At 70.4% G+C, this 24,328-nt stretch carries 21 protein-coding genes; 8 read left to right on the forward strand and 13 right to left on the reverse strand.

Features of this window, described 5'->3' with window-relative positions; translation table 11 throughout:
• Window positions 1-453: 453 nt before the first annotated feature.
• The 7 genes from OG310_RS35250 to OG310_RS35280 form a co-directional block, all read right to left on the reverse strand.
• Window positions 454-1,398 carry a S66 peptidase family protein gene (locus OG310_RS35250; RefSeq protein WP_329459916.1) on the reverse strand — a complete coding sequence of 315 codons (945 nt, stop codon included), beginning with the start codon at window positions 1,396-1,398 and terminating at the stop codon, window positions 454-456.
• A complete protein-coding gene (locus tag OG310_RS35255; protein WP_329459917.1) occupies window positions 1,395-2,402 on the reverse strand; it encodes an ABC transporter ATP-binding protein in 1,008 nt (335 codons plus the stop codon). Before OG310_RS35255 ends, OG310_RS35250 begins: the two co-directional genes overlap by 4 nt.
• Window positions 2,399-3,427 (reverse strand): ABC transporter ATP-binding protein, encoded by a 1,029-nt coding sequence (locus OG310_RS35260; RefSeq protein ID WP_329459918.1) that lies wholly within the window; start codon window positions 3,425-3,427, stop codon window positions 2,399-2,401. The genes OG310_RS35255 and OG310_RS35260 overlap by 4 nt, the downstream gene beginning before the upstream one ends.
• Entirely contained in the window at window positions 3,424-4,338 is a 915-nt protein-coding gene (locus OG310_RS35265) for an ABC transporter permease (RefSeq protein ID WP_329459919.1), read from the reverse strand. Before OG310_RS35265 ends, OG310_RS35260 begins: the two co-directional genes overlap by 4 nt.
• Window positions 4,335-5,396, reverse strand: a complete 1,062-nt coding sequence (locus tag OG310_RS35270) for an ABC transporter permease (protein WP_329459920.1) — start codon at window positions 5,394-5,396, stop codon at window positions 4,335-4,337. Before OG310_RS35270 ends, OG310_RS35265 begins: the two co-directional genes overlap by 4 nt.
• Window positions 5,389-7,227 (reverse strand): ABC transporter substrate-binding protein, encoded by a 1,839-nt coding sequence (locus OG310_RS35275; RefSeq protein WP_329459921.1) that lies wholly within the window; start codon window positions 7,225-7,227, stop codon window positions 5,389-5,391. Before OG310_RS35275 ends, OG310_RS35270 begins: the two co-directional genes overlap by 8 nt.
• Window positions 7,228-7,662: 435 nt before the next feature.
• Window positions 7,663-9,750: a prolyl oligopeptidase family serine peptidase gene (locus OG310_RS35280; protein WP_329459922.1), complete on the reverse strand. Its 2,088-nt coding sequence runs from the start codon at window positions 9,748-9,750 to the stop codon at window positions 7,663-7,665.
• A 350-nt stretch (window positions 9,751-10,100) separates the two neighbouring features.
• Here OG310_RS35280 and OG310_RS35285 point away from each other — a divergent pair, with 350 nt between their 5' ends.
• Genes OG310_RS35285 through OG310_RS35295 form a run of 3 tightly spaced genes read left to right on the forward strand, consistent with a single transcriptional unit; the run spans window position 10,101 to window position 12,705 of the window.
• Window positions 10,101-10,385 (forward strand): hypothetical protein, encoded by a 285-nt coding sequence (locus OG310_RS35285; protein WP_329459923.1) that lies wholly within the window; start codon window positions 10,101-10,103, stop codon window positions 10,383-10,385.
• On the forward strand, window positions 10,382-11,914 hold the full coding sequence (locus OG310_RS35290) for an N-acyl-D-amino-acid deacylase family protein (RefSeq protein ID WP_329459924.1): 1,533 nt from the start codon (window positions 10,382-10,384) through the stop codon (window positions 11,912-11,914). Before OG310_RS35285 ends, OG310_RS35290 begins: the two co-directional genes overlap by 4 nt.
• Window positions 11,908-12,705 (forward strand): serine hydrolase, encoded by a 798-nt coding sequence (locus tag OG310_RS35295; protein WP_329459925.1) that lies wholly within the window; start codon window positions 11,908-11,910, stop codon window positions 12,703-12,705. Before OG310_RS35290 ends, OG310_RS35295 begins: the two co-directional genes overlap by 7 nt.
• 122 nt (window positions 12,706-12,827) lie before the next feature.
• Here OG310_RS35295 and OG310_RS35300 read toward each other — a convergent pair whose 3' ends face one another.
• The 3 genes from OG310_RS35300 to OG310_RS35310 all read right to left on the reverse strand — a co-directional run bounded on the left by OG310_RS35300 (window position 12,828) and on the right by OG310_RS35310 (window position 14,890).
• Window positions 12,828-13,763 carry a LysR family transcriptional regulator gene (locus tag OG310_RS35300; RefSeq protein WP_329459926.1) on the reverse strand — a complete coding sequence of 312 codons (936 nt, stop codon included), beginning with the start codon at window positions 13,761-13,763 and terminating at the stop codon, window positions 12,828-12,830.
• 228 nt (window positions 13,764-13,991) lie between these two features.
• A complete protein-coding gene (locus OG310_RS35305; protein ID WP_329459927.1) occupies window positions 13,992-14,366 on the reverse strand; it encodes a fluoride efflux transporter FluC in 375 nt (124 codons plus the stop codon).
• On the reverse strand, window positions 14,363-14,890 hold the full coding sequence (locus OG310_RS35310) for a fluoride efflux transporter FluC (RefSeq protein ID WP_329459928.1): 528 nt from the start codon (window positions 14,888-14,890) through the stop codon (window positions 14,363-14,365). Before OG310_RS35310 ends, OG310_RS35305 begins: the two co-directional genes overlap by 4 nt.
• A gap of 526 nt (window positions 14,891-15,416) precedes the next feature.
• On the opposite strand from OG310_RS35310, the gene OG310_RS35315 reads away from it, so the two are divergent.
• The 3 genes from OG310_RS35315 to crcB are packed head-to-tail and all read left to right on the forward strand — an operon-like array spanning window position 15,417 to window position 16,629.
• The gene (locus OG310_RS35315; protein WP_443078808.1) at window positions 15,417-15,911 is read left to right on the forward strand and encodes a fluoride efflux transporter FluC; all 495 of its coding nucleotides are present in this window, start codon (window positions 15,417-15,419) and stop codon (window positions 15,909-15,911) included.
• Window positions 15,908-16,258, forward strand: coding sequence for a DUF190 domain-containing protein (locus OG310_RS35320; protein WP_329459929.1), 351 nt, complete (start codon window positions 15,908-15,910; stop codon window positions 16,256-16,258). The genes OG310_RS35315 and OG310_RS35320 overlap by 4 nt, the downstream gene beginning before the upstream one ends.
• Window positions 16,258-16,629, forward strand: a complete 372-nt coding sequence (crcB, locus tag OG310_RS35325; RefSeq protein ID WP_329460525.1) for a fluoride efflux transporter CrcB — start codon at window positions 16,258-16,260, stop codon at window positions 16,627-16,629. The genes OG310_RS35320 and crcB overlap by 1 nt, the downstream gene beginning before the upstream one ends.
• A gap of 406 nt (window positions 16,630-17,035) precedes the next feature.
• Here crcB and OG310_RS35330 read toward each other — a convergent pair whose 3' ends face one another.
• Both OG310_RS35330 and OG310_RS35335 read right to left on the reverse strand, forming a co-directional pair.
• The gene (locus OG310_RS35330; protein WP_329459930.1) at window positions 17,036-18,091 is read right to left on the reverse strand and encodes a PP2C family protein-serine/threonine phosphatase; all 1,056 of its coding nucleotides are present in this window, start codon (window positions 18,089-18,091) and stop codon (window positions 17,036-17,038) included.
• A 780-nt stretch (window positions 18,092-18,871) separates the two neighbouring features.
• Entirely contained in the window at window positions 18,872-20,416 is a 1,545-nt protein-coding gene (locus OG310_RS35335) for an FMN-binding glutamate synthase family protein (RefSeq protein ID WP_329459931.1), read from the reverse strand.
• 504 nt (window positions 20,417-20,920) lie between these two features.
• On the opposite strand from OG310_RS35335, the gene OG310_RS35340 reads away from it, so the two are divergent.
• The gene (locus OG310_RS35340; protein WP_329459932.1) at window positions 20,921-21,361 is read left to right on the forward strand and encodes a VOC family protein; all 441 of its coding nucleotides are present in this window, start codon (window positions 20,921-20,923) and stop codon (window positions 21,359-21,361) included.
• A gap of 395 nt (window positions 21,362-21,756) precedes the next feature.
• Here OG310_RS35340 and OG310_RS35345 read toward each other — a convergent pair whose 3' ends face one another.
• Window positions 21,757-22,611 (reverse strand): helix-turn-helix transcriptional regulator, encoded by an 855-nt coding sequence (locus OG310_RS35345; protein WP_329459933.1) that lies wholly within the window; start codon window positions 22,609-22,611, stop codon window positions 21,757-21,759.
• A gap of 252 nt (window positions 22,612-22,863) precedes the next feature.
• Here OG310_RS35345 and OG310_RS35350 point away from each other — a divergent pair, with 252 nt between their 5' ends.
• Window positions 22,864-23,856 carry an aldo/keto reductase gene (locus OG310_RS35350; protein ID WP_329459934.1) on the forward strand — a complete coding sequence of 331 codons (993 nt, stop codon included), beginning with the start codon at window positions 22,864-22,866 and terminating at the stop codon, window positions 23,854-23,856.
• The last annotated feature ends 472 nt before the right edge of the window (window positions 23,857-24,328 follow it).

Consider the following 24,328-nt stretch of genomic DNA (forward strand, 5'->3'; position numbering starts at 1 on the left):
CGGCCCACCACCCCCGGCCCAGCGGCCGTGCCCGCGTCGAATCATTCGCACTCTCCACGGCAGTCGCATCCGCTCCGGGGTGGCGTCATCACAGGAGCTCTCCGGTTCGATCACGTGATGCCGAGAGCGGCCGGCCCTCTGGAGGTGCCTCGGCCGTGTCCACGAAGTCCGGCGGCGATCTCTTCGCAGCCAGGGCGCAGCACTCGCCCCATCCCCGGCCCGTACGCCCTGCTGGGGTCACCCTTGCGATGCCGACCAGGCGCCACGGCGGCCGGTGGTGGCGGTGCGCGGCGGCGAGGCCCTGACCGTCGTCCGCCGCGCGGCACAGGATGACCTGCCGCACCTGCCCGTCTGAGGCCCCCGCGTCGGCCGTCGGTGGTCAGCCGGCAACAGCGAACGGCCGGCCGCTCCGGGTGATGTCCGGGGCAGCCGGCCGTTTCGGGCCGGGCGTGCTCACTCCTCCGGGTCGGTGAGGACCTGATCAAGGAACGTCAGCCGGGCCCCGTCGACGTCCAGGCGGGCCCGCACGCCGACCGGGAACGTCTGCATCCGCGTGTTGTGCCCGATGTTGACGCCCGCCAGCACGGGCACGCCGAGGTCACCGAAGCGCTCGTCCAGCAGCCGGTCCACGTGCGCGGGATCGCCGCACTCGGTGAACGTGCCGAGGATGATGCCGGCCACCCCGTCGAGGTAGGACTTCGCCCGCCGGATCTGGGTGACGATCCGGTCGATGCGGAAGGGCAGTTCGTCGACGTCCTCCAGGAAGAGGATGGCGTCCTTCGCAGGGTAGGAGGTGTCGGTGCCGAAGCTCGCCGCGATCAAGGACGCCGTGCCGCCGAGGGTCATGCCCTCGGCCACGCCGGGAACCAGCGTCCGCGCCCCGGGGAAGCTCAGCTCCTTGACGTCGCCCGGCGTGTACAGCAGCTTCATGAGCTCCGTGAAGTCGTATTCCTGCGGGCCCTCCCAGAAGCCGCCGCACGCCACCATCGGCCCGAACAGGGAGACCCAGCCCAGCTTCGTCGCGAGCGCCTCCAGCAGCGCGGTCACGTCGGAGTAGCCGACGACGACCTTCGGACGGCGCGGGTCGACACGGCTCCAGTCCACCAACTCCAGTGTCCGCTGGGCGCCGTAACCGCCACAGGCGAGGAAGACGCCGGCGTAGGCAGGATCGGTCAGCGCGCGCGTCAGGTCCCCGGCGCGCAACGTGTCCTCGCCGGCCAGGTAGTCGTAGATGCTGCCGGCGTCGCGGGCCGACCCGAAGACCTCCGGCACGAGGCCCACCGACCGCATGGCGGCCAGGCCCGACTCCAGGTGCTCCTGGTTGTCCACCGGCGAGCTGGCGCAGATCACGGCGACGGTGTCACCGGGGCGCAGTGCGGGCGGGCGCAGCAGAGTCATACGTTCTCCAGCGTTGTCGAGTTCAGGAGGTGGCAGGAGGCAGCGGAGACGTCCGGTGCCAGCACCGGCAGTTCGCGTCGGTCGCACGCGCCCGAGGCGCGATCGGCGGCCGAGGCGCCGGCCCACCGGCCGCAGCGCGGATGGAAGCGGCAGCCGGCGGGAATCGCGGTCGGGTCCGGCGGCTCACCGGTCAGCAGCGTCGGGCGCCAGTCGTCGGCACCAGTCGGTACCACGGACAAGAGGGCCCGGGTGTAGGGGTGTTGGGGTTGCAGCAGCACCTCTTCCACGGTGCCCTGTTCGACCACCCGACCCAGGTACATCACCGCCACCCGGTCGGCGATGTTCCAGGCCAGTCCGAGGTCGTGGCTCACCACCAGTGCCGACAGGCCGAGTTGGTCGCGCAGCCCGAGGATGAGCTTGAGGATCTCTCCGCGCACCGAGGCGTCCAGTGACGCCACCGGCTCGTCAGCGACGATGACGGAGGGGTTGAGCGCCAGCACACCGGCGATGACGACGCGCTGCTGCTGGCCGCCGGACATCTCGTGCGGGTAGCGGTCGAAGTAGTCCTCCGGTGGCCGCAGTCCGGCCTGGGACAGCGCCTCGTGCACCCTGAGCGGCAGTCCCTCGGTGAGCCCGTGCAGGCGTGGCCCCAGGGCCACCGCGTCGTAGACGTTCTGCTTGGGGTTCAGGGCGCCGCCCGGGTCCTGCAGAACCAGTTGGGTGTGGCGCCGGTAGCGTTTGAGCCCCTTGGCGGAGTAGTCCAGCGCCGTGTCCTCGTAGAGCACCTCGCCGCTGGTCGGTTCGACCAGGCCGACGAGTGCCCGGGCCAGGGTGGACTTGCCGCACCCCGACTCACCGATCAACGCGACGATCTCGCCCTTGCCGATGCGCAGATTGACGCCGTCGACGGCGCGGGCCGGGCCACGTCCGCGCGAGGCGGGGTAGACCACCGACAGGTCGCGGACCTCCAACGCGGCCGACGACTGGCTGGGTTCGCTTCTCACGCCTTACCTCCGTGGTCGGGCAGCACGCGCACACACGCGGCGTGCCGGTCGGGCCCGGCGGGCCACAGCCGCATCTCCTCGGTGCGGCAGACAGGAAGCACCCCGGGGCAGCGGGGCGCGAACTCGCAGCCCGTTCCGATCTCCGACGGACGCGGCGGGTCGCCGGCCAGACCGGCCGGGGCGCGCCGCGAGGCCGGGTCGCCGATGGTGGGAAACGCCCGCGACAGAGCGCGGGTGTAGGGGTGCTCGGGCTGCTGCAGCACCTGCCGGGAGGGGCCGAGCTCGACGATCCGGCCCGCGTACATCACCGCGAGCCGGTCGCAGGTGTGGGCCAGGAGAGACAGGTCGTGGGTGATCATCATGACGGCGATCCGCGACTCCCGGACGGTCTCGGCCAGCAGCTCCAGGATCTGGGCCTGCACCATGACGTCCAGCGCGGTGGTGGGCTCGTCGGCGATGATCAGGTCGGGGCGGCAGGCCAGCGCCATGGCGATCATCACCCGCTGCCGCTGCCCGCCGGAGAACTCGTGCGGGTAGCCGCGCACCCGCCGGGCGGGGATGCCGACGCGGTCGAGGAGTTCGGTGGCGCGCCGCTCCGCGTCCTTCACCCGGACCTTGTCGTGCAGCACGATCGGCTCGGCGACCTGGTCCAGCACGGTGTGCACCGGGTTCAGCGCGCTCATCGCGCCCTGGAACACCACCGACGCGCCGGCCCAGCGCACCGCCCGCAACCGTACCCATCTGGCGGTCAGCAGGTTCTCGCCCTGGTACAGCACCTCGCCGGTGACCTTCGCCCTGCGGTCCTGGAGCCGCAGCAGGCTGAGGGCCATCGTGGATTTGCCGCAGCCGGACTCCCCGGCGATGCCCAGTGTGTCGCCGGGCGCGAGGCTGAAGTCGACCCCTCGTACGGCGGGGACTTCGTGGTCGCCCTGGCGGTAGGTGACCCGCAGGTCGCGGACCTCCAGCAGCGGTGTGTCGTCGTGGTTCGTCGGGTTGGTGGCCGCGTCCGCGGTCTTCGTGGTCAACGCTTGTCCTCCGTCCGCGGGTCGAGTACGTGTTCCACGGCGCGGCCGGTGAGCGTGAAGCCCAGGACCACCACGAGGATCGCCAGACCCGGCGGCAGCAGGCACCACCAGGCGTCGGCGGTGAACGCGCCGTTGAAGAACGCGTTGTTCAGCAGCTCGCCCCAGGTGATGCTGGCGGGGTTGCCCAGACCGAGGAAGGTGAGGGTGGCCTCGGACAGCAGCGCCCCGGCCACCGTCAGGGTGCTGGACACCAGGATCAGCGGCATCACGTTGGGGAGCACCTGCCGCAGCATGATCTGCCGGTCGCCGGCGCCCAGCGCGCGGGCCCGCTCGACGAACGGGCGCGCCTCGACGGCCAGCGTCTGCGCCCGCACCAGACGGGCGGTCGCGGTCCAGGACGTGGCGGCGATCGCGATGGTGATCGAGGTCTCGCCCTGGCCGAGCACCGCCGCCAGCGAGATGGCCAGCGGCAGGCTGGGCAGCGCGATGAACCAGTCGGTCACGTGCATCAGCGCACGGCCGACGAAACCGCCGTAGTGGCCGGCCAGTATCCCGATCCCCGCGCCGATGACCACGGTCAGCACGGTGGCGATGACGCCGACCCGCAGTGATTCCCGTGAGCCCCAGACCATCAGGAGCAGTACGTTGCGGCCCGCCTGGTCGGTGCCCAGCGGGTAGTGCCCGCCGGGCGCGGCCAGCAGCGGTCCGTTCACCGTGGTGACGTCCAACTGGTCCTGGCTGATGAACAGCGGCGAGAGCAGGGCGAGCAGGGAGAACAGCAGCAGCACGGCCACCCCGGCCACGCCGGACCTGCGGTGCCAGAAGGCGCGGGCGAAGCGGCGCGCGCCGGCGAACCGGGCGGGGACGGCCGCCGCGACGTCCTGGGCGCGAAGGGCCTGCGCGGCGCTCACTGGGCGCGCACCCGCGGGTCGAGGAGCCGGTAGGCGAGATCCGCCAGGAGATTCATGATGATCACACTCGCGCTGAAGACGATGAAGGTGCCCTGAAGCAGGGGCAGGTCGGGGATTTTGAGCGCCTCGTAGGTGAGGTCGCCGAGGCCGGGCCAGGAGTAGACCGCCTCGACGGTGACGGCGCCGCTGATCAGGGTGCCGAGGTGCATGAAGATCATGGTCACCGAGGGCAGCAGGGCGTTGGGCAGGGCGTGGCGGCGGCGCACGTGGTCGTCCCTCAGCCCCTTGGCCCGAGCGGTCAGCAGGTAGGGACTGCCGGTCTCCTCGATGATCGAGGACCGCATGATGGTCACGTACTGGGCGTACACGACGAGGATCATGGTCAGCGCGGGCAGTACCAGATGCTGGGCCACGTCCACGTAGTGCCGCATGCCGCTCTGCGGCAGGGACGGGTCGCTCATGCCGCCGGTCGGCAGGAAGCCGTGGATCGGGCCGATGCCGACACTGCACACCAGCAGCAGGATCATGCCCAGCCAGAAGGTGGGCACCGACCACAGCGTCAGCGCGATGGACGACGTGATCCGGTCGAACCGGCTCCCGGCGCGCCAGCCGCTGCGCTGGCCGAGCCACAGCCCGAGCAGCACCGAGATCACGAAGGACGTGCCCATCAGCAGCAGCGTCGGGCCGATCCGGCCCATCACCAGGGAGGCCACCGACCGCTGGTACTCCCAGGAGTAGCCCAGACGGCCGTGCAGGGTGTCGTTGACGAAGCCCAGGAACCGCTGCCAGACCGGCTTGTCCAGGCCGAGTTGGGAGCGCAGCTGGATGAGTTGCGCCGGACTGACCGGCCGGCCGCGGGTCATGGTGCGGACCGGGTCGGACGGCATCATGTTGAACAGGACGAAGCCGATGACCAGGGTGACGGCGAAACTGACGACGGCCGCGCCGAGTTTGGCGGCCAGATAGCGGGCCCAGGGCAGCCGCGGCGCGCGAGGGCTCCTCGTGGGCAGCTGGACGACCTCGGCGGCCGGATCGGTGGCGGTGACGGGATTACTCACGGTCGTCCACCCCCGCCCTGCGCCGGACCACGGCGACGCCCGCGCCGACCACGATGACAGCGAAGGCGATGCCCAGCCACAGGCCGACGTCGCCGGAAGACGAACCGCCGCCGGCCTTGGGGGTCGCGTCCAGCCAGCTCCAGAACGAGCTCTGCGCCGGGTAGGCACCCTGCGCGTCCGGCTTGCCGGTGTTCATGCCGGCGAGGTCGGAGGACAGCGCGATCTTCGTGGTGCTGTTGTACAGCATCAGGTCGACATCGGCGTTGTAGAGGATCTGCTGCATCTGGTCGACGGTCTTCGTCCGCTGCGCCGGGTCGAACTCGGTCTGCTGCTTCGCGAACAGCTTCTCGTAGGCGGGGTCGCAGAAGAACGAGTCCGTGTTGCCGCCGCTGCCCTGGTCGTCGGGGAGGGTGGTGCAGCTCTGGATCCCGAGGATGTACGTCGGGTCCGGGCCGTTCGTCCAGGCGTCCATCAGCATGTCCCAGTCGCCCTTGCCCAGGTCGCTGTTGAGTGCGCTCATGCTCATCGGGTCGATGACCACCTTGATGCCGAGGGCCTTGAGCCAGCCCGCCACGTACGGGGCTATCGCCGCGTCGGTGGAGTCGTCGGAGTGGATACCGAGTCTCAGGGCGAGCGCCTTGCCGGTCTTGGGGCTGATCCGGATGCCGTTCGCCCCGCGCTTGTAACCGGCCTTGTCCAGAAGCTGGTTCGCTTTCGCGGGGTCATATCTCTGCTCCTGGCCGGGCGAGGGCTTCCACACCCACTGCGACCAGGCCGGCGTCAGGTACCCCTCACCGACCGTGCCGTAGCCGTCGATGACCTTCTTGAGCAGGGTCTGCTTGTCCACACCGAGGGATATCGCGCGGCGCACCCGCGGATCGGTGAGCGCGGGGTTGCCGGTGCCGAGCGGCTTGCCGCTGCGGGTCCTGGCGCCGGGGTTCAGTTCGAGCCCGGTCCAGCCGTTGCCCACGGACTCCGCGGTCGAGACGCCCGAGTCCCGCTTCAGTGCGGTGTACTCGGTGGCGTTGACCCCGTTGATGTAGTCCAACTGGCCGGAGCGCAGGGCCGCGACCGCGCTGTCGCTGTTCTTGTAGAGCTGGTCGACCATGTGGTCGTACGCGGGCGCGCCCAGGATGAACGACTTGTTGGCGTCCAGCGTCGCGTACTGGTCGGTCTTGTAGCCGGTGAGCTTCCAGGGACCGTAGCCGACGACCGGGAACGAGTCGTTCCTGTAGTCCTTGAGGCCCGCGACGTGCGCCTTCCAGATGTGCTCCGGCACGATCGGGATGCTGTAGATCGGGGTGCTGACGTAGGTGAGGTTGGACTGCGGGTGCTTCGTCCTGATCACCAGGGTGGTGGGGTCGGGCGCGGTGACGGACGTGAAGTTGGAGACCAGCGAGCCGTTGGCGGTGGCCGCGGTCTCGTTGGTCATGATCAGATTCAGCGTCCAGGCGGCGTCCGCCGCGGTCAGCGGACGGCCGTCACTCCACTTCAGCCCCTTGCGGATCTTGAAGGTCCAGGTGAGGTGGTCGGACGATATCGACCAGGACGTGGCCAGGTAGGGGCTGGGCCGCCCGTCCTTGTTGATCACGGTGAGCGTCGGGTAAATGCTGCCGAAGATGTCGAGGGAGCCGTTGAAGTAGGACGTGAACGGGTTGAGGGTGTCCACCCCCGAACTGTCCATCGCGACGCGGAGCGTTTTCCCGGGGGCGTTGTGCGGGGTGGCGGCCGCCGCCGGACTCACCAGCGCTGCCGGGGCGGCCAGGGACAGGGCACAGGCGGCTGTCGCGGCCAGAGCGGTGCGCGGCCTGTGGCGTTCGCGCAGAACCATAGAGGATCTCCGAAGTTGGGAAGGAGAGGGCTGTGCAGGCCCGGGCAGGTGCGTGTGGGGAAGGGGGTACGTACGGGGGGAGCCGGCCGGTCCATCAGTGGCGGGTACGCGCCCGCCGGCGCCTCGGGCAGGTGCGTAAACGGCGGGTGGGCCTGGGCATGAGGTGGGTACGCGCTGCTCCACGGTGAGTGCGCGCCGCTGCGAGGCGGGTGCGTGCGGGCGCCGGGGTATGCGCCGTGGTGTGTCCTGCCCGCGGGCCGGTGGCGCGCCGGTCGGGCGCGGGAACCGACGGGACCGGTGCCGACGTCATGGCATCCGGTGGCATAACCGCACCTCACGATCGCCTGAAGCTCAGGTGGAGAGAATGACAACCCATGGGGGAACGGCGGCGTTCCATGAGCGGTTGCGTCTCTGAGCATCGAAGTCTTCGATGCCTCAACTCGGGCCCATGACCTGGGCGTAGAGAGCGAGCTCGGCGCGCAGGCAGGCGAGTGTGGTGGCGCCGCGGCGGAATCCGTGGCCCTCGCCCGGGAACTCCAGGTGGCGAAAGCACAGACCCGGTCCATGGGCCGCGTCGACCGCTTCGACCATCCGCCGCGCCTGGTCCGGGCGGCAGATCGGGTCGTCGAGTCCCTGGAACATGACGAACGGCACGGTGATGCCTGCCGCGTTGGCCAGCGGCGACACCCGGCGGTGGTGCTCCTCGTCGTCGGGCAACCGGCCGACCAGCGACTCGATGTAGCGGCTCTCGAAGTCATGAGTCGCACCGTGCGACCAGGTCAGCGAGTCGCTGATCGGATAGTAGACGGCGCCGCAGCTGAACACGTCGCTGTGGGCGAGGGCGGCCAGGGCGGTCCAGCCCCCGGCCGAGCCGCCGCGGATGGCGGTACGCCGCGGGTCGGCCAGTCCCTCGGCGGCCAGCGACCGTGCTACGGCGACGCTGTCCCGCACGTCCACCACGCCCCAGGCGTGCCGCAGCCGGTCGCGGTACGCCCGCCCGTATCCGGTCGATCCGCCGTGGTCCACCGACGCCACCGCGAAACCGCGGCTGGTGAACAGCGAGAGCGCCAGGCTGCGCGTCGCGCCGGTGCGGTTGGTGGGCCCGCCGTGGACGTCGATCAGCAGCGGTGGGAGTGCGTCGACCGGCCCGGAGTGGTCGGGGTTGGTCGGCGGGTAGTAGACGTAGGGCACATCCCAGCCGTCCGAGACGGCGACCCGGCGCCGGGGGAGTGACAGCCAGCGGCGGTACGGCTCCTCGGCCGGGGCGACGCACCGGCGTACGACAGCGGGCGCGCCGGCGGCCGCGGCAGCCGGTGCGCCGGTGGCCGCCGCCGCGGGTGCGGTGGGGAGCGTCACCCGCAGTGGCGTGGCGCTCTCGGTCGGGCTCGCCGCCACCACGGCCACCGAGTGCGCGTCGCCGCACAACCCGATCCCGAACTCGGTCCATTCCTCGGCGATCCGTGTGACGGAGCCGTCGGCCGGGTCCCACACCACCAGGGACTGCTCGTCGCCGCCCTTCGCGAAGACCACGCCCGCCTCGGTGACCGCGAACGACGTGGCCCCCACCCGCCAGATCGGGTGCGAGCACTCGGTGTCGGTGCGCAGCACGCAGGCCGCGGCGGCCGGGCGGCCGGCCGCCAGTTCGACCCGGTGCAGGTTCCACCAGCCGTCCGGGTCCGCCATCGCGTAAAGGGTGTCCGGGCCGGCCCATTCGGCCTGCGGCACGGAGACGCCCGGGCCGCCGAGGACCCGTACCGGATCGACCGCTCTGCCTTCGTGGAGCGGGGAGACCATCAGATCGCTGGTGTCCCACGGCATGTCCGGGTGGTTCCAGCCGATCCACGCGAGTCGCCGCCCGTCCGGGCTCACCCGGACCCCGGACAGGAAGTGGTGTGAGGACGCCACCACGCGGACGGCGTCCGGGTCGTCGCCCGCCGCGCCCGACAGCGGCACGGCCACGACCGCGCGTACGGTACGCGGCGCGGGGTCGTCGGGCGCGCCCCCCGTCGGCACGCGGGTCACCTCCCGTACGCACCAGACCTCGTCACCGTCTGGGCCCAGGACCGGGTCGGCGTACGTGACGCGGAACCCGGGCGGGTCGGCCGGGGTGAGGGGAGCCGGCGCGGTGCCGACGTCGGAGCCGGTCCCGGGGCCGGTGGCGCCCGCCGCCGGTACCCGAGCGGCGTACAGGCGCTGATCGGACGTCCGGCAGAAGACGAGGAGGTGCGTCCGTCCGCCCGGCACGACCAGGTACGGGCGTCCGCCGTAGCCGATCGCGCGGCTGCCGACGGGCCAGTCCGGTCCGAGAGCCTCCTCCGGCGCTCCCTCGGGCTCGGCGCGGCGCAGCAGCCGCACCGCGGCGGTCGCCGGGTCGGGTGCGAGCCACCAGGTCTCGGCGCCGGCCACGGCGGGCCAGGACGGCGCGCCGGGCTCCGCCGCCGCCAGTTCGGGGCTCAGGGGTGACGGCCAGTCGCCGTGGCGGCGGACCTCACGCGGGTCGGCGGTGTCCTCGGCCACGGTCATGGGTGCTCCTCGTCGTACGTCTCTGTCGGGTTCGTGCGGCTCGGTCAGCCCGGTCCTGCGGATCGGGCTTCGCGGGCCGGTTCGGCGTTCAGCGGATCGGTCACCGACGGTTCGGGGGCCGCCGGTTCAGCGCGGCCTCTCGCACGGTCTCGCACCGGGTGGGGCGGAGCCGATGTGCCTGATGAGCCGACATCGTCGCCGTCGTGGAGGGCGCGATCGCCTGGGCCGGAGGGAACTCATCGGTGAGCGGCGAGGTTTTCGTGGGTGCGGCGCCGGAACGTCCGCCGCGCGGCACGCTGATCCCGATCCCCCGATCCCCCGACCAGCCGACAACCCCAGCGAGGCAGTCCATGAACCAGCCGTCCACCGCGGTCGGCGCGCACCTGCCGACCCCGGACCGGGCGTGTTCCCACGCCGCAACCGGTCCCGCCCGGCGGGGGACTGCGCCCGCCACCGCACCCGGCGCAGGCGCGGCCGACGGTACCGGCGTCGGCGCAGGTGCTGTCCTACGGCGCCGCCTGCCGCAGCGCGCGTCGGGCCACGGCGTGTGCGCCGCACCGCACGGCGACGCGGGGGAGGACCTCGCGCAGCCGGTCAACGCTGTTCCCGTCGGCGACAGTTGCGAGGTGCGGTGAGAGCGCTCCACTTCGACCTGCTGATCCGGGGCGCGGACATCGCCGACGGCACCGGCGCACCGTTGACCGCCGGCCGGATCGGGATCACCGCGGGCCGGGTCCATGTGCTTCCGCCGGACGCCCCCGCCCACGCCGCCCGGGTGCTGGACGTCCCCGGCTGCGTCGTGGCGCCCGGTTTCATCGACGCGCACACGCACTCCGACCTGTCCACCCTCGACCGCACCGGGACGGTGCCGGCGCACGCCGCGGTGCTCCAGGGCGTGACCACCGAGATCTGCGGGAACTGCGGGGACAGCGCGTTCCCCGCGCCGTATCCGGACTTCGGCGCGTTCGCCCGCGCGCACGCCGAGGCCGGCCGGCCGAACCATTTGGCGTCGCTCGTCGGACACGGCACCCTGCGCGGCGCGGTGGTCGGGCCCACCGACCGTGCCGTCACCACGGCCGAACTCGACTCCATGTGCCGGGTGTTGGACGAAGCGCTCGGCTCGGGCGCCGCAGGCCTCTCGACCGGCCTGATCTACACCCCCGGCTCCTACGCCGACACGGCCGAGGTCACGGCCCTCGCGGCCGTGGCGGCCCGGCACGGCAAGCCGTACGTGACGCATTTGCGCGACGAGATGTCCCGGGTCGAGGCCGCACTGGAGGAGGCGGTGCGGATCGCCCGCGACAGCGGCGCCCCCCTGCACGTCTCGCACCACAAGACGGCCGGCCGGTACGGATGGGGCGGCACCGAGCGGACCCTGCCGCGCCTGCTGGCGCTTCGAGCCGAGGGAATGGATGTGACCTGCGACGTCTACCCGTACACCGCCGGGAGTACTGCCCTCGCCGCGATGCTGCCGCCGTGGGCGCACGACGGCGGTACGACGCGCCTGCTGGAGCGGCTGCGTGACACCGGTGAGCGGACCAGGATGCGCGCCGCCATCGCGGACGGCGCGGCCGGCTGGGAGAACACCGTGGGCAACGGCGGCTGGGACCGTATATCGGTGGCCGGCGCCGTGCGCCATCCCGAGCTGCAGGGCCGGAGCATCGCCGACATCGCCGCCGAGCGCGGCGCCGATACCCTCGACGTGGTCGCCGATCTGCTGCTGGCCGAGGAGGGGGACGTGACGATCATCAGCCACTCGATGCGGGAGGACGACGTCCGGCGGGTGCTCGCCGCGCCGTTCGCCATGATCGGTTCGGACGGAGTGCCCAGGCCCGGCCTGCCCCATCCGCGCTGGGGCGGTACGTTCGTCCGCGTTCTCGGGCGCTATGTAAGGGAGTTGGGCCTGCTCGGCCTTACGGAGGCCATCCACAAGATGACCGGCGCCACCGCGACCCGCTTCGGTCTGCCCGGCCGGGGGGTGCTGCGCGACGGCGCCCACGCGGACCTGGTGGTTTTCGACCCGGCGGCCGTCGCCGACCGGGCCACCTTCGCCGACCCGTTGCTGGTTCCGAGCGGAATCCGGCTGGTCGTGGTGGCCGGAGCAGTGGTGGTGGAGGACGGCGCGGTGACGTCGGCACGGCCGGGGCGGGTGCTGGCGTGCTGAGCGGCGGTCGTCCGTCGCAGCTGCCCCGCAGCGTCCCCCCGGACCTGCCGGGCGTGCTGTCGGTCGCGGTCCCCGGCATGGTGGAGCACCGCGCCGACGAGGTGCTGCGGCTCGCCAGCGTGGGCAAGTTGCTGTTGCTTGCCGAGGTCGCCCACGGCCTCACCGACGGGGATCTGCGGGCCGACGAGCCGGTGGACCTGCTCGACGAGGACTACTGCGGCGGCTCCGGACTGCTGACCGGTCTTTCCGCGCGCCGCTGGACCGTCGCCGACCTGGCCCTGCTCACGACGTCGGTGAGCGACAACACCGCCACGAACGCCCTGATCCGCCGGGTGGGTCTTGAGCGTGTCAACGACAGGGCGTCGGCGCTGGGGCTGGGCGCCACCCGGTTGCTCGACCGGATTCGCGAGCCGCGGCTGCCGGAGCACCCGGCCACCTTCGCTGTCGGCACCGCGGCGGAACTGGCCGCGCTCGCCGGGCGGATCGCCGGGGACGAGCCATGGGCGCGCCTGCTGCTCGGCTGGATGGCCGGCTGCTGCGACCGCGCGATGGTCCCGGCCCTCATCCCGCACGACCCCGAGGACGACTCGGTCCGCGAGGTCCCCAGCACGTCACTGTGGGTCGCGAACAAGACCGGTGTCGACGCGGGGGTCCGCTGCGACGTCGGTGTGGTCCGCGGCAACCGGCAGGTCTGCTACGCGGTCCTGGCCAACTGCGCCCCGGGAGAGGAGTTCGCCATGACGCGGGCGATGCGGGAGGTCGGGGCGCGGATCGCGGTGTGCGCGCGCTGAGCGCGGTGCGTACGGGCGGCCGGCTGCACGTCCCGGAACGCCGGGCGGCACGGCACGAGAGCGACGTACGGGCGCGACGTACGGTCCGGGCGGCGACAGCCGTGGCCACCCGGCGGCCGCGGTCAGTTCGCGGCGCTGCCGCCGAGACGTCCGGTGGCCAGCAGGTTGGAGGCGGCGCTGCCCAGGTAGGCGGTGAAGCTGCTCAGCACCGGGTTCGGGTTCTCCGTTCGCCAGGCGACGCCGATCTTCCGGTGCAGCAGCGGGCCGGACACCCGGCTGACCTGGACCCCGGTGGTGTCGTTGATTCCCAGACTCGGGACCAGCGCGATGCCCATGCCGGCCCGCACCAGCCCCACGATCACCTCGTAGTGGTCACTGCGACACCGGATGTTCGGGACGAAACCCTCCAGAGCACAGGCCCGTTCGAGCACGGAGAGCACCGGTGTGCCGGTCCCGAACGACGTGATCCACTGCTCCCCGGCCAGCTCCACCAGCCTCACCTGGCCGCGGCGAACGGCCGGATGCCCGGCCGGCACCACCAGGAGCTGCGGTTCGTGGAAAAGTTCCTTCACCTGGACGCCCTCCGGCGGCACCCACGGGTCGAGTGCGTGCTCGAAGACCACCAGGGCGTCGATCGCACCCTGCTGGACGCTGAGCGCCAATTCGTGCGGCTGCCCCTCGACCAGTTCCAACTCGACCCCGGGATAGCGGCGCGAGAACCGGGACAGCGACTGTGGCAGCAACTGGTAGCCCGCCGACGCGAAGAAGCCGATCCGCAGATGCCCGGAGTCGGCGCGTGACTGTGCCCGCAGGTCCTTTTCCGCCGAATCCAGGAGGGCCAGGACTTCCTGCCCGCGCAGCGACAGCCGTCGCCCCGCCGCCGTCAGACGCAGGCTCTGCGGGCCGCGCTCGACAAGACTGACGCCGGCGTCCTTCTCCAACTGGGCCAGTTGGTGCGAGACGGCGGAGGGCGACAGTCTCAGTTGGCGCGCGGCGCCTGCGATGCTCCCCGCCTGGTCGACTGTGGCCAGTATGTGCAGGCGGTGCGTGTTGAGCATGCCGGAAGATTATGCCGCGTCGCCTTCGGCGGGGAGAGCCGATGGCCATTTTTTGTGCATTCTGTAAGGTCAGAGCCCGGTTCTCGCCGCAGCCGGACCGTCCCGTTCGGCCTGACAGGGCATTCAGCCCTGTCGATGCGGTTCGGTACGAGCAGCGACGGTATGCCGATCGGTGCGCAGGTGGTCGCCACCTTGCACGCGGATTCGACGGTCCTGCGCATCGTCTCGCTAGCCGAAAACGGCCTGGGCGAGGGCGGCGCCGACGTAGGCGGCGCCGAGGCCGGCGACGATGCTGACGCCGGCGTTGGCGATGGCGAAGTAGCGGGAGCCGGTTTCGGCCAGGCGCAGGCTCTCGAAGGAGAAAGTGGAGTAGGTACTGAGCGTCGCGCACAGGCCGGGCCCGATGAGGTGCTGCACGGCCTGGGGGACGGTGGTGGCGGTGGCGGCGCCGGTGAGGAAGCCCAGGGCGGCGCAGGCGGCGATGTTGACGGTGAAGGTGCCCCAGGGGAAGACGGTGTCGTGGCGGGCCTGAACGGCGCGGTCGGTGAGGTAGCGCAGGGGGGCGCCGACGATGGCGCCGGTGATGACCATCAGCCAGTTCACGCCTGGTTCCCTTCGCCGTTGGTGCGGGGCAGGGCGATCAGGCGGGTGAGGGTTGTGGTGGCCCAGATGGCCAGCATGGCCGCGGCGAGGGTGCCGGCGACGTAGAGGAGGGCGGTGCCGGCGTGGTGGCCGTCGAGGAGGTTCTTGGTGTCGAGGGTGGCGGTGGAGAAGGTGGTGTAGCCGCCGAGTATGCCCGTGCCGAGGAACGGCCGAGTCAGCGGGTGTGCGGTGAAGCGTTCGGTGATCAGGACCATGAGGATGCCCATGGCGGCGCAGCCGGTGACGTTGATCCAGAACGTGGTCCAGGGGAAGGCGCCTGTTCCAGTGGGCCAGACGAGGGTGGCGCCGTAGCGGGCGCAGGCCCCCAGGACGCCGCCGGCTGCGATGGCGGCGAGGACCTGTGCCTGCTCGCGGCGCCGGCCCCGGCCCCGCTCGGGCGGCCCCGGGGCGATACCGGTGCCGGGATCGGCGGGTTCCGCGCTCCGGCCGGCGGGTGGGTCGGTCCGGGTGTCGTCAAAGGCCATGCGTCAGGCTCCTACCTGATCGGCTGGACCGCGCGGGCGCGCGGAAGGGTCAGGTAGGGACCGTTGTCGGCATCGTCGCCGCGGTTGGTTACGGCGGGCCCCACCGCCGTGCAGCCATGGGTGCGAATGCTGCGTTGTCCAGGGTAGCGAGTCGCCGTGGGCGTCCGGCCATCGGGCCTGTGGAGCGCCGTGCGCCACGCGGCCCCTTGGCGGTTCGCTCTGCCGTCGCTCCAGGGTGGAGCGCACGGGAGCGCGGGGGTGTTGCTCCTGGGCCCGGCACGAGCGCCATGCTGGGCTGTCGGGACGCGTTTCCGTACCCCGACACGACCGCCACGCTGCGGTGTCGGGACGCGATCCGGACGCCGTGACCCGCTAGGCTGCGGGGGAGTTCAGGGCCCGGTGTGTGCGGGCCCGCGGCGGTGGGGCCCGCCGTACCCGAACCGCGGCACGTGCTGCCGCCAACGGTCCCTACTCGTGACCAGTCGCGTCCGCGTTCGGCGGGCGGGGACCACGTGTAGGGGGAGCCGTGCGTTCGAACGACAGCGAGAAACCGGCAGCCCCGGAGCCGGTCGATCCCGATGTCGGCCTGTCGGATGCCCGGCAGCGCCGGGAGTCGCGCCGCTCGCACTACGCAGTTGTCGCGGTCATCGCGGTGGGCGGCGCCCTGGGGGCGCTGGCCCGTTTCGGTGCCGGCCGGGCGTGGCCGACCGCTGCCGGTTCGTTCCCCTGGACCACGCTGGTGGTGAATACCTCCGGTTGCCTGGTCATCGGCGTCTTCCTGGTCACGGTCACGGAGTTGTGGTCCGCGCACCGCCTGCTGCGACCGTTCCTCGGCACCGGAGTGCTGGGCGGATACACGACCTTCTCCACCTACTGCGTGGACATCCAGCGCCTTGTGCACGGCGGGCACGCCGGCACCGCGCTGGCCTATCTGGCCGCAACGGCCGCGGCCGCGCTGGCCGCGGTGAGTGCCGGCGTGTGGACGACGCGCCGGATCTGGGAGAACTGGAGTGAGCGATGAGCTGGAGCACACAGGAAGCACTGCGGCTGACCGTGCTGATCGACGACACCGACCGATGGCACCACAAGCCGATGTGCACCGAGATCGTGCACCGGGCGCACGCGGCCGGACTCAACGGCGCGTCAATCTTCCACGGCGTGGAGGGCTTCGGCGGCCGGCAGATCATCCACACCACGAGGCTGCTGTCGATGGCGGATGACCTGCCCGTGGCCGTGGTCATCGTCGACACCGAGGAACGCCTACGGGATTTCCTGCCCGGCCTGGAAGAACTGGGCATCCAGGGCCTGATCACCCTGGAGCCGGTCCAGGTCGTCCGCTTCGAGCAGACCGTAGGCCCGCGTCCGTGATCGATTTCCTGCTGGTGCTCGCCGGCGGTGCGGTCGGCGCCCCGGCGCGCTACCTGACCGACCGGGCTGTCCAGGCCCGCCACGACACTGTCTTCCCCTGGGGCACCTTCACCGTCAATGTCATCGGATCCCTGATCCTGGGAATCCTGACCGGAGCCGCTCTGTCCGGTAGCGGTGGGCATCACGTGCAGGAGCTGCTGGGCACGGGGTTCTGCGGGGCGCTGACGACGTATTCGACGTTCTCCTATGAGACGTTGCGCCTGGCCGAGGACGGGGCGCGCTTGTTCGCCGCGGCGAACGTCGTCGTCTCCGTCGGCGCCGGCCTCGGTGCCGCTTTCGGCGGCTTCGCCCTCGCCCAGGCCGTCACATGAGCCGGGCTCGTACGCCGCAAGGGAAGGCGGCCGGGCCTGGCATGGGTGGCCGCGGAGGTTCGTGTTCGCGTTCGGCACGGTGAGCCTGCTCGCCGACTCCCTCTACGAGGGGCCCGGTTCCGTCACCGGCCGCTCATCTAGGCGCGAGCGCCATGGTGGTCGGCGTGGTGACCGGCTTCGGCGCGGTAGCCGGCGGCATGACGGACGTGGCTGTGCACTCCTGGCGAGGCCCCGCTCGGTTCGTGGCGGACGCCCGAGATGATGGCGCTCACGCCGCCTGCGCAGCTGGCAACCTGCGCGGCATGTGCGGACTCTCCGAGCCGGGCCCCGGTGGCTCGCACGGGGAAGGACATCGCCACTGCGCGGAGGCGCTGCGTGCCCGGGTCCTCCGCGCTCACAGCAGTGCTCACGTGACGATGCCGGACCCCGGCCCCCGAGTGACGGCGAGGATGGCCATATCGTCCTGCTGCCCGCCCTGCGTCCAGCGGTGTACATCCGCGGTCAGGGCGCTGACCAGGGATTCGGGGTTCGCGAAACGGAGTCCGACGAGTCGGGACAAGAGGGGATCGTAGAAGACGCCCTCGTGGTTGCGTGCCTCGGTGACACCGTCAGTAACCATCAGCAGTAAGGCCCCGAACGGCAAGGACAGGACGTCGGTCGCGGGATCGTCCGGCGTGGAGGAGGGCGTGATCTTGGCCAGTCCCATGCCCAACGGGAGCTGCGGGAAGCTCGCGTCGAGTCGTATCAGCTGTCCTTCGTGGACCAGGTACGGTGCCGGGTGCCCGCGGTTGAGCAACCGTAGTACGTCGCCCTCGGCGGACACCTCTGCCAGTACGGCCGTGGTGAAGTCCTCGGTCGAGATCCCGGCCGGCAGGCTGCGCCCGGCCTCCCTGGACAGTGCGTCGTCCATCCGTTCCGCCAGGGCTGCCAGGTCGGAGGCGTACTCGGCCTCCTGGCGGAACGCGCCAATCGCCACCGACACCGAAGCGACAGCCTGAAGGCCCTTGCCACGCACATCACCGATGATCATACGAACGCCGAATGGCGTGTCCTGTACCGCGAACAGGTCACCGCCGATCCGGGCCTCGGCCTGGGCCGCGGTGTAGCCGGCGGCGACCGTCAAGGGGCCGACACGGGTGGCGGGTTGTGGCAGCACCGCCAACTGGACTGCCTCTGCTACGTCTCTCGCCTCTGCGAGGTCGCGCCCCTGGCGCCCCATCAGCACGTTCACTGCCAGGGCCAGGACCCCGATCAGGCCGATCACCGCCAGATCCACCAAGAGCGCTGTCGCAGGCCGCCCTCGGTAGAGGTCCAGGCCCGCCGAGGCCGCAACGGCCGCGCACCCGAAGCCCAGAGCGACGCGGAACGACAGCATCGCCCCGGCGAACAGAGGCGAAGCAGCCAGCAGGGGAAGCCCCATGTACGGCTGAGGCGCGAAAGCGGTGAGCAGCCCGCCGGCCACGAGGACGCATGCCGCGAGAACCCACGGAGCCTTCCTCTGCGTGCGACCGAATCCCTCCACCGACGCTTCCTCCTGGCACACAGAGCCCTAAGAAATCAGAAACTCGCATAATGCCAGAAACGCCACCAACCGGGACCCCGGCACGCGAAGCCGGGCGGAGGGCGCGGCCCACCGCCGCGGTGCCGCGTCGTTTGTGCTGGGCACGATCCGCCCCACGGGAGCGCGGCGGCGGCCCGCGCATCTCCACCAGCCGCGGAGGCCGTACGAGGTGCGGCGTGAAGTGGCGGCGCGGGCACGGGGGTTGGCCGGTCGACTGTGGACGGCTTTCCCCTCATGCGCCAGGGACGCCTCGGTGTCCGGCCGCAGGGTCTTCGCGGTGGCCATGTCCGCAGACGCGCCAACGAGCTCCCAGATGGGGTCGGTGCCGGATGCCTGTTCCCAGGGCCGATCGGCACGAAACCCGCCCCTGACAAGCCCGTATGGGCGGCCGGCGCGGCCACCGCTGCCGGCGCGGCCACCGCTCGGCAGGCTCATCTCACCGTCAGTGGCGCAGGAGACATCCTCACCGCCGTCCGGCGCCACACCGCACCGCCGGACGGGGCACTTGCGACAGGTTGCCACGGAGCTCGGGCCTGGGCGCCGTCCACGCGAGCGGACTCGGAGCCCGGGCCGCCCGTACGGACCGTTCGCGGCCGGGAAGGGCGAGGGCGACGCGGCTGGCGCCGGGCACGGGCTCCGAGCAGCGGAACGTCGAGCGCGATACTCGTCGCCGTCGGCGTGTCAGACAGCCGGCCTCGGTTCGGAGGCCGGCTGGGTGGCGATCAGTGCGGTGATGTCCTCGGCGAGGTGCGGGCCGAGCTCGCCCCAGCCGTCCTTGTAGCCGTAGACACCGGACAACGTGCGGGCGTCGTAGTCACCGTTCAGGATCTCGATGTCGTTGGCCGTGATGAGTGCCGGGTGAGCGACGCCGACGGCCGCTGAGACCTTCATCAGCTCCTTACGCAGGCTGCGCAGGTAGACAGCGGCCCGGGTGGCCTTCGAGGTCGGGTCGAGGCCGCGGCTCAGCCGCGGGTTCTGGGTGGCGACGCCGGTGGGGCACTTGTCGGTGTGACACTTCTGCGACTGGATGCAGCCGATCGACAGCATCGCCTCACGGGCCACGTTGATCATGTCGGCACCCAGAGCGAAGGCGACCACGGCGTTCTCGGGCAGGCCGAGCTTGCCGGAGGCGATGAAGGTCAGGTCGTCGGTCAGCCCCAGCTCGGCGAAGGTGCCGTAGACCCGCGAGAAGCCCATCCGGAACGGCAGCGACACCGAGTCGGCGAAGATCAACGGCGCCGCCCCGGTGCCGCCCTCACCGCCGTCGACGGTCACGAAGTCGACGCCACGGTCGCCACGCGCCATCAGCGCGGCCAGCTCCTGCCAGAAGCCCATCTCTCCCACCGCGCTCTTGATTCCGACCGGCAGGCCGGTCTCGGAGGCGAGCAGTTCGACGAAGTCGAGCATCGAGTCGACATCGCTGAACGCGGTGTGCCGCGACGGGGAAGCGCAGTCCTTACCGAGCGGGATTCCACGAATCTCGGCGATCTCCGGGGTCACTTTCGCGCCCGGCAGCAACCCGCCCAGCCCTGGCTTGGCGCCCTGGGAGAGCTTGATCTCTATCGCCTTGACCGGGGCGCCGGCGACCACGTGCTTGAGCTTGTCGAGGTTGAAACTGCCGTCCTCGTTGCGGCAGCCGAAGTACGCCGTCCCGAGCTGAAGGATGAGGTCGCCGCCATTGCGGTGGTACGGCGAGAGGCCGCCCTCTCCCGTGTTGTGCATCGTGCCTGCCAGCGCCGCCCCTTTGTTGAGCGCCGTGATCGCCGCGCCGGAGAGAGAACCGAAACTCATCGCCGAGATGTTCACCACGCTCGCAGGCCGGAACGCCTTGGCGCGCCCGCGCGGCCCGCCCAGCACCTTGGCCGATGGCAGCAGGGCCTGCGGGTCATGCACGTCGGGCAGCGGGCCGGCGAAGGTCCGCTGCTTCACGTATGCGTGCCCCTGCATGTGCTCGACGTCATTGTCGGTTCCGAACCCGAAGTAGTTGTTCTCCCCCTTCGCCGACGCATAGATCCAGGTGCGCTGGTCACGGCTGAAGGGGCGCTCCTCGTCGTTGGAGGTCACGATGTATTGCCGCAGCTCCGGCCCGATCGTCTCCAACAGGTAGCGGGCGTGTCCGATCACGGGGAAGTTCCGGAGCAATGCGTGCTTCTTCTGCACGAGGTCACGGGCGCCCACCAGCGCCAATGCGGTTGCGGTGGCGGCGGCGATGCTCCGGGCACGCATGAACGTTCCTCTCCTCGATGCTCGACTCCACCGCCACGCGGTGGCAGGCGTCGTCTTGTGTCGCTGTTGGCGGCGGGCACGACCAAACGGGCGTCAGCGTCCGCCGGACAACATCAAAACTGATAGTAGAAGTACGGGCGGATGATCACGTGATCAGGGTCGTCGGGTGGTGGCCGGCCCAGCGGTGAGTGATCCATGCCACGCCGCGATACTGCGAGGAGTGAGGTGATCCCGGACCCACGGGTGGCGCACTGGGTGCCGGCGCCGGCCGCCGGGATCGCTTCGTCGGCGCGTACACCTCGGCGACGAGATTCAGCTCGGCGGTGACGTACCAGAGCTTGTTCGCACAGGCACCGTGACGATGTGCATCCCCATGCCCGGATGTGCGGGCCTGCCGGGGATCAGCGCGGCCCCGGATCGCGCCGGTCGAGAACGTCTCACTGGCTCCGTCCCAGGAGGATCAGCGGCCACCACCGGCTGCACGAGGAAGAAGGAGAAACCAGCATGGCGATTCAGCGGATGGACAACGTCGGCATCGTCGTCGAGGACATGGATGCCGCCATCGCGTTCTTCGTGGAACTCGGTATGGAGCTGGAGGGCCGGGCGGAGGTCGAGGGACTCTTCGCCGACCAGTGCACCGGACTCGACGGTGTCCGATGTGAGATCGCGATGGTCCGGACCCCGGACGGTCACAGCCGGCTCGAGCTGTCGAAGTACCGCAGCCCCGCGGTGATCAGCGCCGGGCCGCGCAACCGGCCGCACAACATTCTGGGCACGCACCGCGTCATGTTCGCCGTCGACGACATCGAGGACACCGTTGCCCGACTGCGCCCTCACGGCGCCGAACTCGTCGGCGAGATCGCCCGGTTCGAGGACACCTATCTGCTCTGCTACCTCCGCGGCCCGGCGGGCATCATCGTCGGACTGGCCGAGCAGCTGAGCTGAGAGGGTGGAGCCGCACCATGCGGCCGAAGGAGGTCATCGAGGTTCTGAACCCACCGATCGGCAAAGAGCTGCTGGGCCCCTGACGTGGCCCGCCTGGCCCCCGCAGCACCCGGCTCATCCCGGCCCGCATGCGGGGGTTCTGGAACCCCGCGCAACAACCGGCTCGCCTGGCGGTGCATCGAAGCAGACGTCCCGGCCCGGCCGCCTGCTCGAAGATGAGGAATCGCCGGCCCACCACCCGGCGGGACGGGAAGAGCCCTCACCACCGGCGAGGCGTACCGACGGCCGACCCACCACAAGACGTGCACGGAACCCCGACGAAGCAGTGAGAAATACGGTGGGATTCGAGATTGTCCTGGCCTACGACGGTTCGGATGTCCCGTGGCAACTGCCGGCTACGCCCTGTTTTCGTTTGTCAGGGCTTTGGCCTCTTCGCGTGCTTTCACGAAGGCTGCCTGGTCATCGGGGATGACGAGGAAAATCGTCACTCCCGGAACACCGTCGACCGTGATGGATGCGTTGTTGAATCGCAGGCTTCCTGCGTCCGGGTGGAGCAGGGTCTTCTGCTCGGCACGCCACTCGGATACTTGGTAGTTTCGCCACAGCCGGCTGAAGAGGGTGCTTTTTCGTTCGAGTTCTGCCACGACCTCGTCCAGCCGGTCCGTTCCCGGGTAGCGTCCTGAACTCATGCGTAGCATTCCTACCATCTCGGTGACGGACTGCTCCCATTGTTCGCCGTAGAGATCTTGGGCGGAAGGTGAGATCAGCATCCAGCGCAGGGCGTTTCTTTCACCCGGTGGCAGGGCGTCGAAGTCGGTGAAGAGGAAGACCGCTGCCTCATTTGCGGCGAGCACGTCGAGGTAAGGGCCGCACGCGATAGCGGGCGTACTCCCGAGGGCGTCCAGGACCAGTCGAACCCTGCTGTCCGTGGCGGTTTCGGCGCCGTCGGTATCCGGAGTGTCCGCATGTGCCACGCCCGCCAGCGTGTACAGGTGGGCTCGTTCCTCCTCGGACAGCCGCAAGGCATGTGCCAAGGCGTCGAGCACCGACGGGGAAGCGGTGACCTGACGGCCTTGTTCGAGACGGGCGTAGTAGTCGAGGCTCACTCTGGCGGCATCCGCGACTTCCTCTCGCCGGAGGCCCGGCACACGCCGGTGTCCTCCGGCCCTGGATCCATCAGTATGCGGACTCAGGCGGGCTCGGCATGCCATGAGGAAGGAACCTAGCTCGGCATTGCGTTTCGTGCTCACGATCGCGATTCCGTGGGGGCGGTGGCCATACGTTGAGCCTAGCAGTCGCGTTCCTAGGAACCGCTGGGCAACCCTTGTGGACAAGTTGAGGACGGGTCCATGTGTTGAACTACTGGAACGCGGAGAACGAGGCTGATGTGGCGGCTGATCTCAGGCCTCCAGCTTCTTGCGTGACGGGAATTTCTCTTTCACTTGAGTATGTCCCACTGTCGTTCGTCGTTCGATGATTTCGATACGGAAAGGCTTCACATCATGGATACCAGGTCGCTAGGGAGCCAGGGACTGATCTCGTCCGCCGAAGGCCTTGGCTGCATGGGACTCTCAGGTTCATACGGGGCCGCGGACAACATGGAATCCGTCAGGACCATCCACCGTGCGATCGAGCTCGGCGTGACGACATTCGACACAGCTGACCACTACGGCGCCTTTTCGGGTGAGAGGCTGCTGGGGCGTGCGCTGTCCGGAAGGCGCGACCAGGTCCTTGTCGCCACCAAGTTCGGAGGCGCCGAGATGGACGACGAGGGACGAACGATCGGCCCGGCCAACGGCCGTCCCGAATATGTGCGCGTCAGTGTTGAGCGTTCTTTGCGCAACCTGAATACGGACCGAATCGACCTCTACTACCAGCACCGGGTCGACCCCCGCGTGCCGGTGGAGGAGACCTTCGGCGCGCTGGGAGAACTGGTCGCCGCAGGAAAGGTGCGCTACCTCGGACTCAGCGAGGTGCGGCCCGAGACCATCGTGCGGGCGCACACCGCGGCTCCGCTGTCCGCCGTGGAGAGTGAGTACTCACTGTTCGCCCGCGAGGTGGAGACGAACGGGGTGCTGCGGACCGTCCGAGAGCTGGGGATCGGATTTGTGTCGTACGCGCCGCTCGGCCGGGGACTCCTGACCGGCGGAGTACCGTCTGCGGACGCGATCGCAGAGCAGGACCTGCGCCGGATCTTCCCACGCTTCCAGAAGGAGAATCTCGACGCCAACCTGGCACTGGTCGAGCGGATCACTCGTATCGCGACCGATCTGGGGGTGACCAGCGCCCAGATCGCCCTCGCTTGGCTGCTGGCACGTGGGAACGACATCATCGCCATCCCCGGTACCCGTAAGCGTTCACACCTGGAGGAGAACGTGGCTGCAGCCGCTCTGTCACTGGATGTGCAGACACTCCAGATGGTGAGCCAGGCCGTCAGGAACGACGAGATCTCCGGTGATCGCGCCTCCGCCCTGGATGCCGGAATCCAGCGGTAGCGCCGAAGCGGTGAACCGCGCCCTCCGGCCTTGCGCTGGTGCCGGTCGGTGTGGGCCGGATCCTGTCCGTACGCGTCAGCGTCCGCATCGTGCTGCTCGGTGTTCACACTCTGCCACTCGCTGTCTGCCCGGGTGCGGCGGGCGATCCAGTCCGGATCGCGTACGGTGCCGTGCCCGCGTCTCGGTGACCGGGGGGCGCATCACACGCCGCCGACACGTGCCCCTTGCCGGCTGGATGGGGTCCGGCCTTCGGGCCGGCCCCCGAAGCATGCCCGCCGGACGCCCGCACAACGAATCATCGACCTCAAGCCGTTCGCGCATCGAACTCTCCTGACCAAGGGATCGAAGATCCGGCGCAACACCGCAGGAAACGCACTGTGTCAGGGCTTCTTGAATCACTGGTGCTCAGGGGGTTGCCCCGCGGGAGGTACAGGCTTCGCCCGATCCGCTGGCGGTCGCGGCCGAGTGAGTG

The organism is Streptomyces sp. NBC_01497 (assembly GCF_036250695.1).
Taxonomy (GTDB): Bacteria; Actinomycetota; Actinomycetes; order Streptomycetales; family Streptomycetaceae; genus Streptomyces.

Excerpts from the sequence above, each read along its gene's own strand:
- OG310_RS35275 (WP_329459921.1), bottom strand. The coding sequence starts at position 7,227 with ATGGTTCTGCGCGAACGCCACAGGCCGCGCACCGCTCTGGCCGCGACA.
- OG310_RS35340 (WP_329459932.1), top strand. The coding sequence starts at position 20,921 with ATGGCGATTCAGCGGATGGACAACGTCGGCATCGTCGTCGAGGACATG.
- OG310_RS35280 (WP_329459922.1), bottom strand. The coding sequence starts at position 9,750 with ATGACCGTGGCCGAGGACACCGCCGACCCGCGTGAGGTCCGCCGCCAC.
- OG310_RS35320 (WP_329459929.1), top strand. The coding sequence starts at position 15,908 with ATGAGCTGGAGCACACAGGAAGCACTGCGGCTGACCGTGCTGATCGAC.
- OG310_RS35310 (WP_329459928.1), bottom strand. The coding sequence starts at position 14,890 with ATGGCCTTTGACGACACCCGGACCGACCCACCCGCCGGCCGGAGCGCG.
- OG310_RS35300 (WP_329459926.1), bottom strand. The coding sequence starts at position 13,763 with ATGCTCAACACGCACCGCCTGCACATACTGGCCACAGTCGACCAGGCG.
- OG310_RS35285 (WP_329459923.1), top strand. The coding sequence starts at position 10,101 with ATGAACCAGCCGTCCACCGCGGTCGGCGCGCACCTGCCGACCCCGGAC.
- OG310_RS35335 (WP_329459931.1), bottom strand. The coding sequence starts at position 20,416 with ATGCGTGCCCGGAGCATCGCCGCCGCCACCGCAACCGCATTGGCGCTG.
- OG310_RS35350 (WP_329459934.1), top strand. The coding sequence starts at position 22,864 with ATGGATACCAGGTCGCTAGGGAGCCAGGGACTGATCTCGTCCGCCGAA.
- OG310_RS35250 (WP_329459916.1), bottom strand. The coding sequence starts at position 1,398 with ATGACTCTGCTGCGCCCGCCCGCACTGCGCCCCGGTGACACCGTCGCC.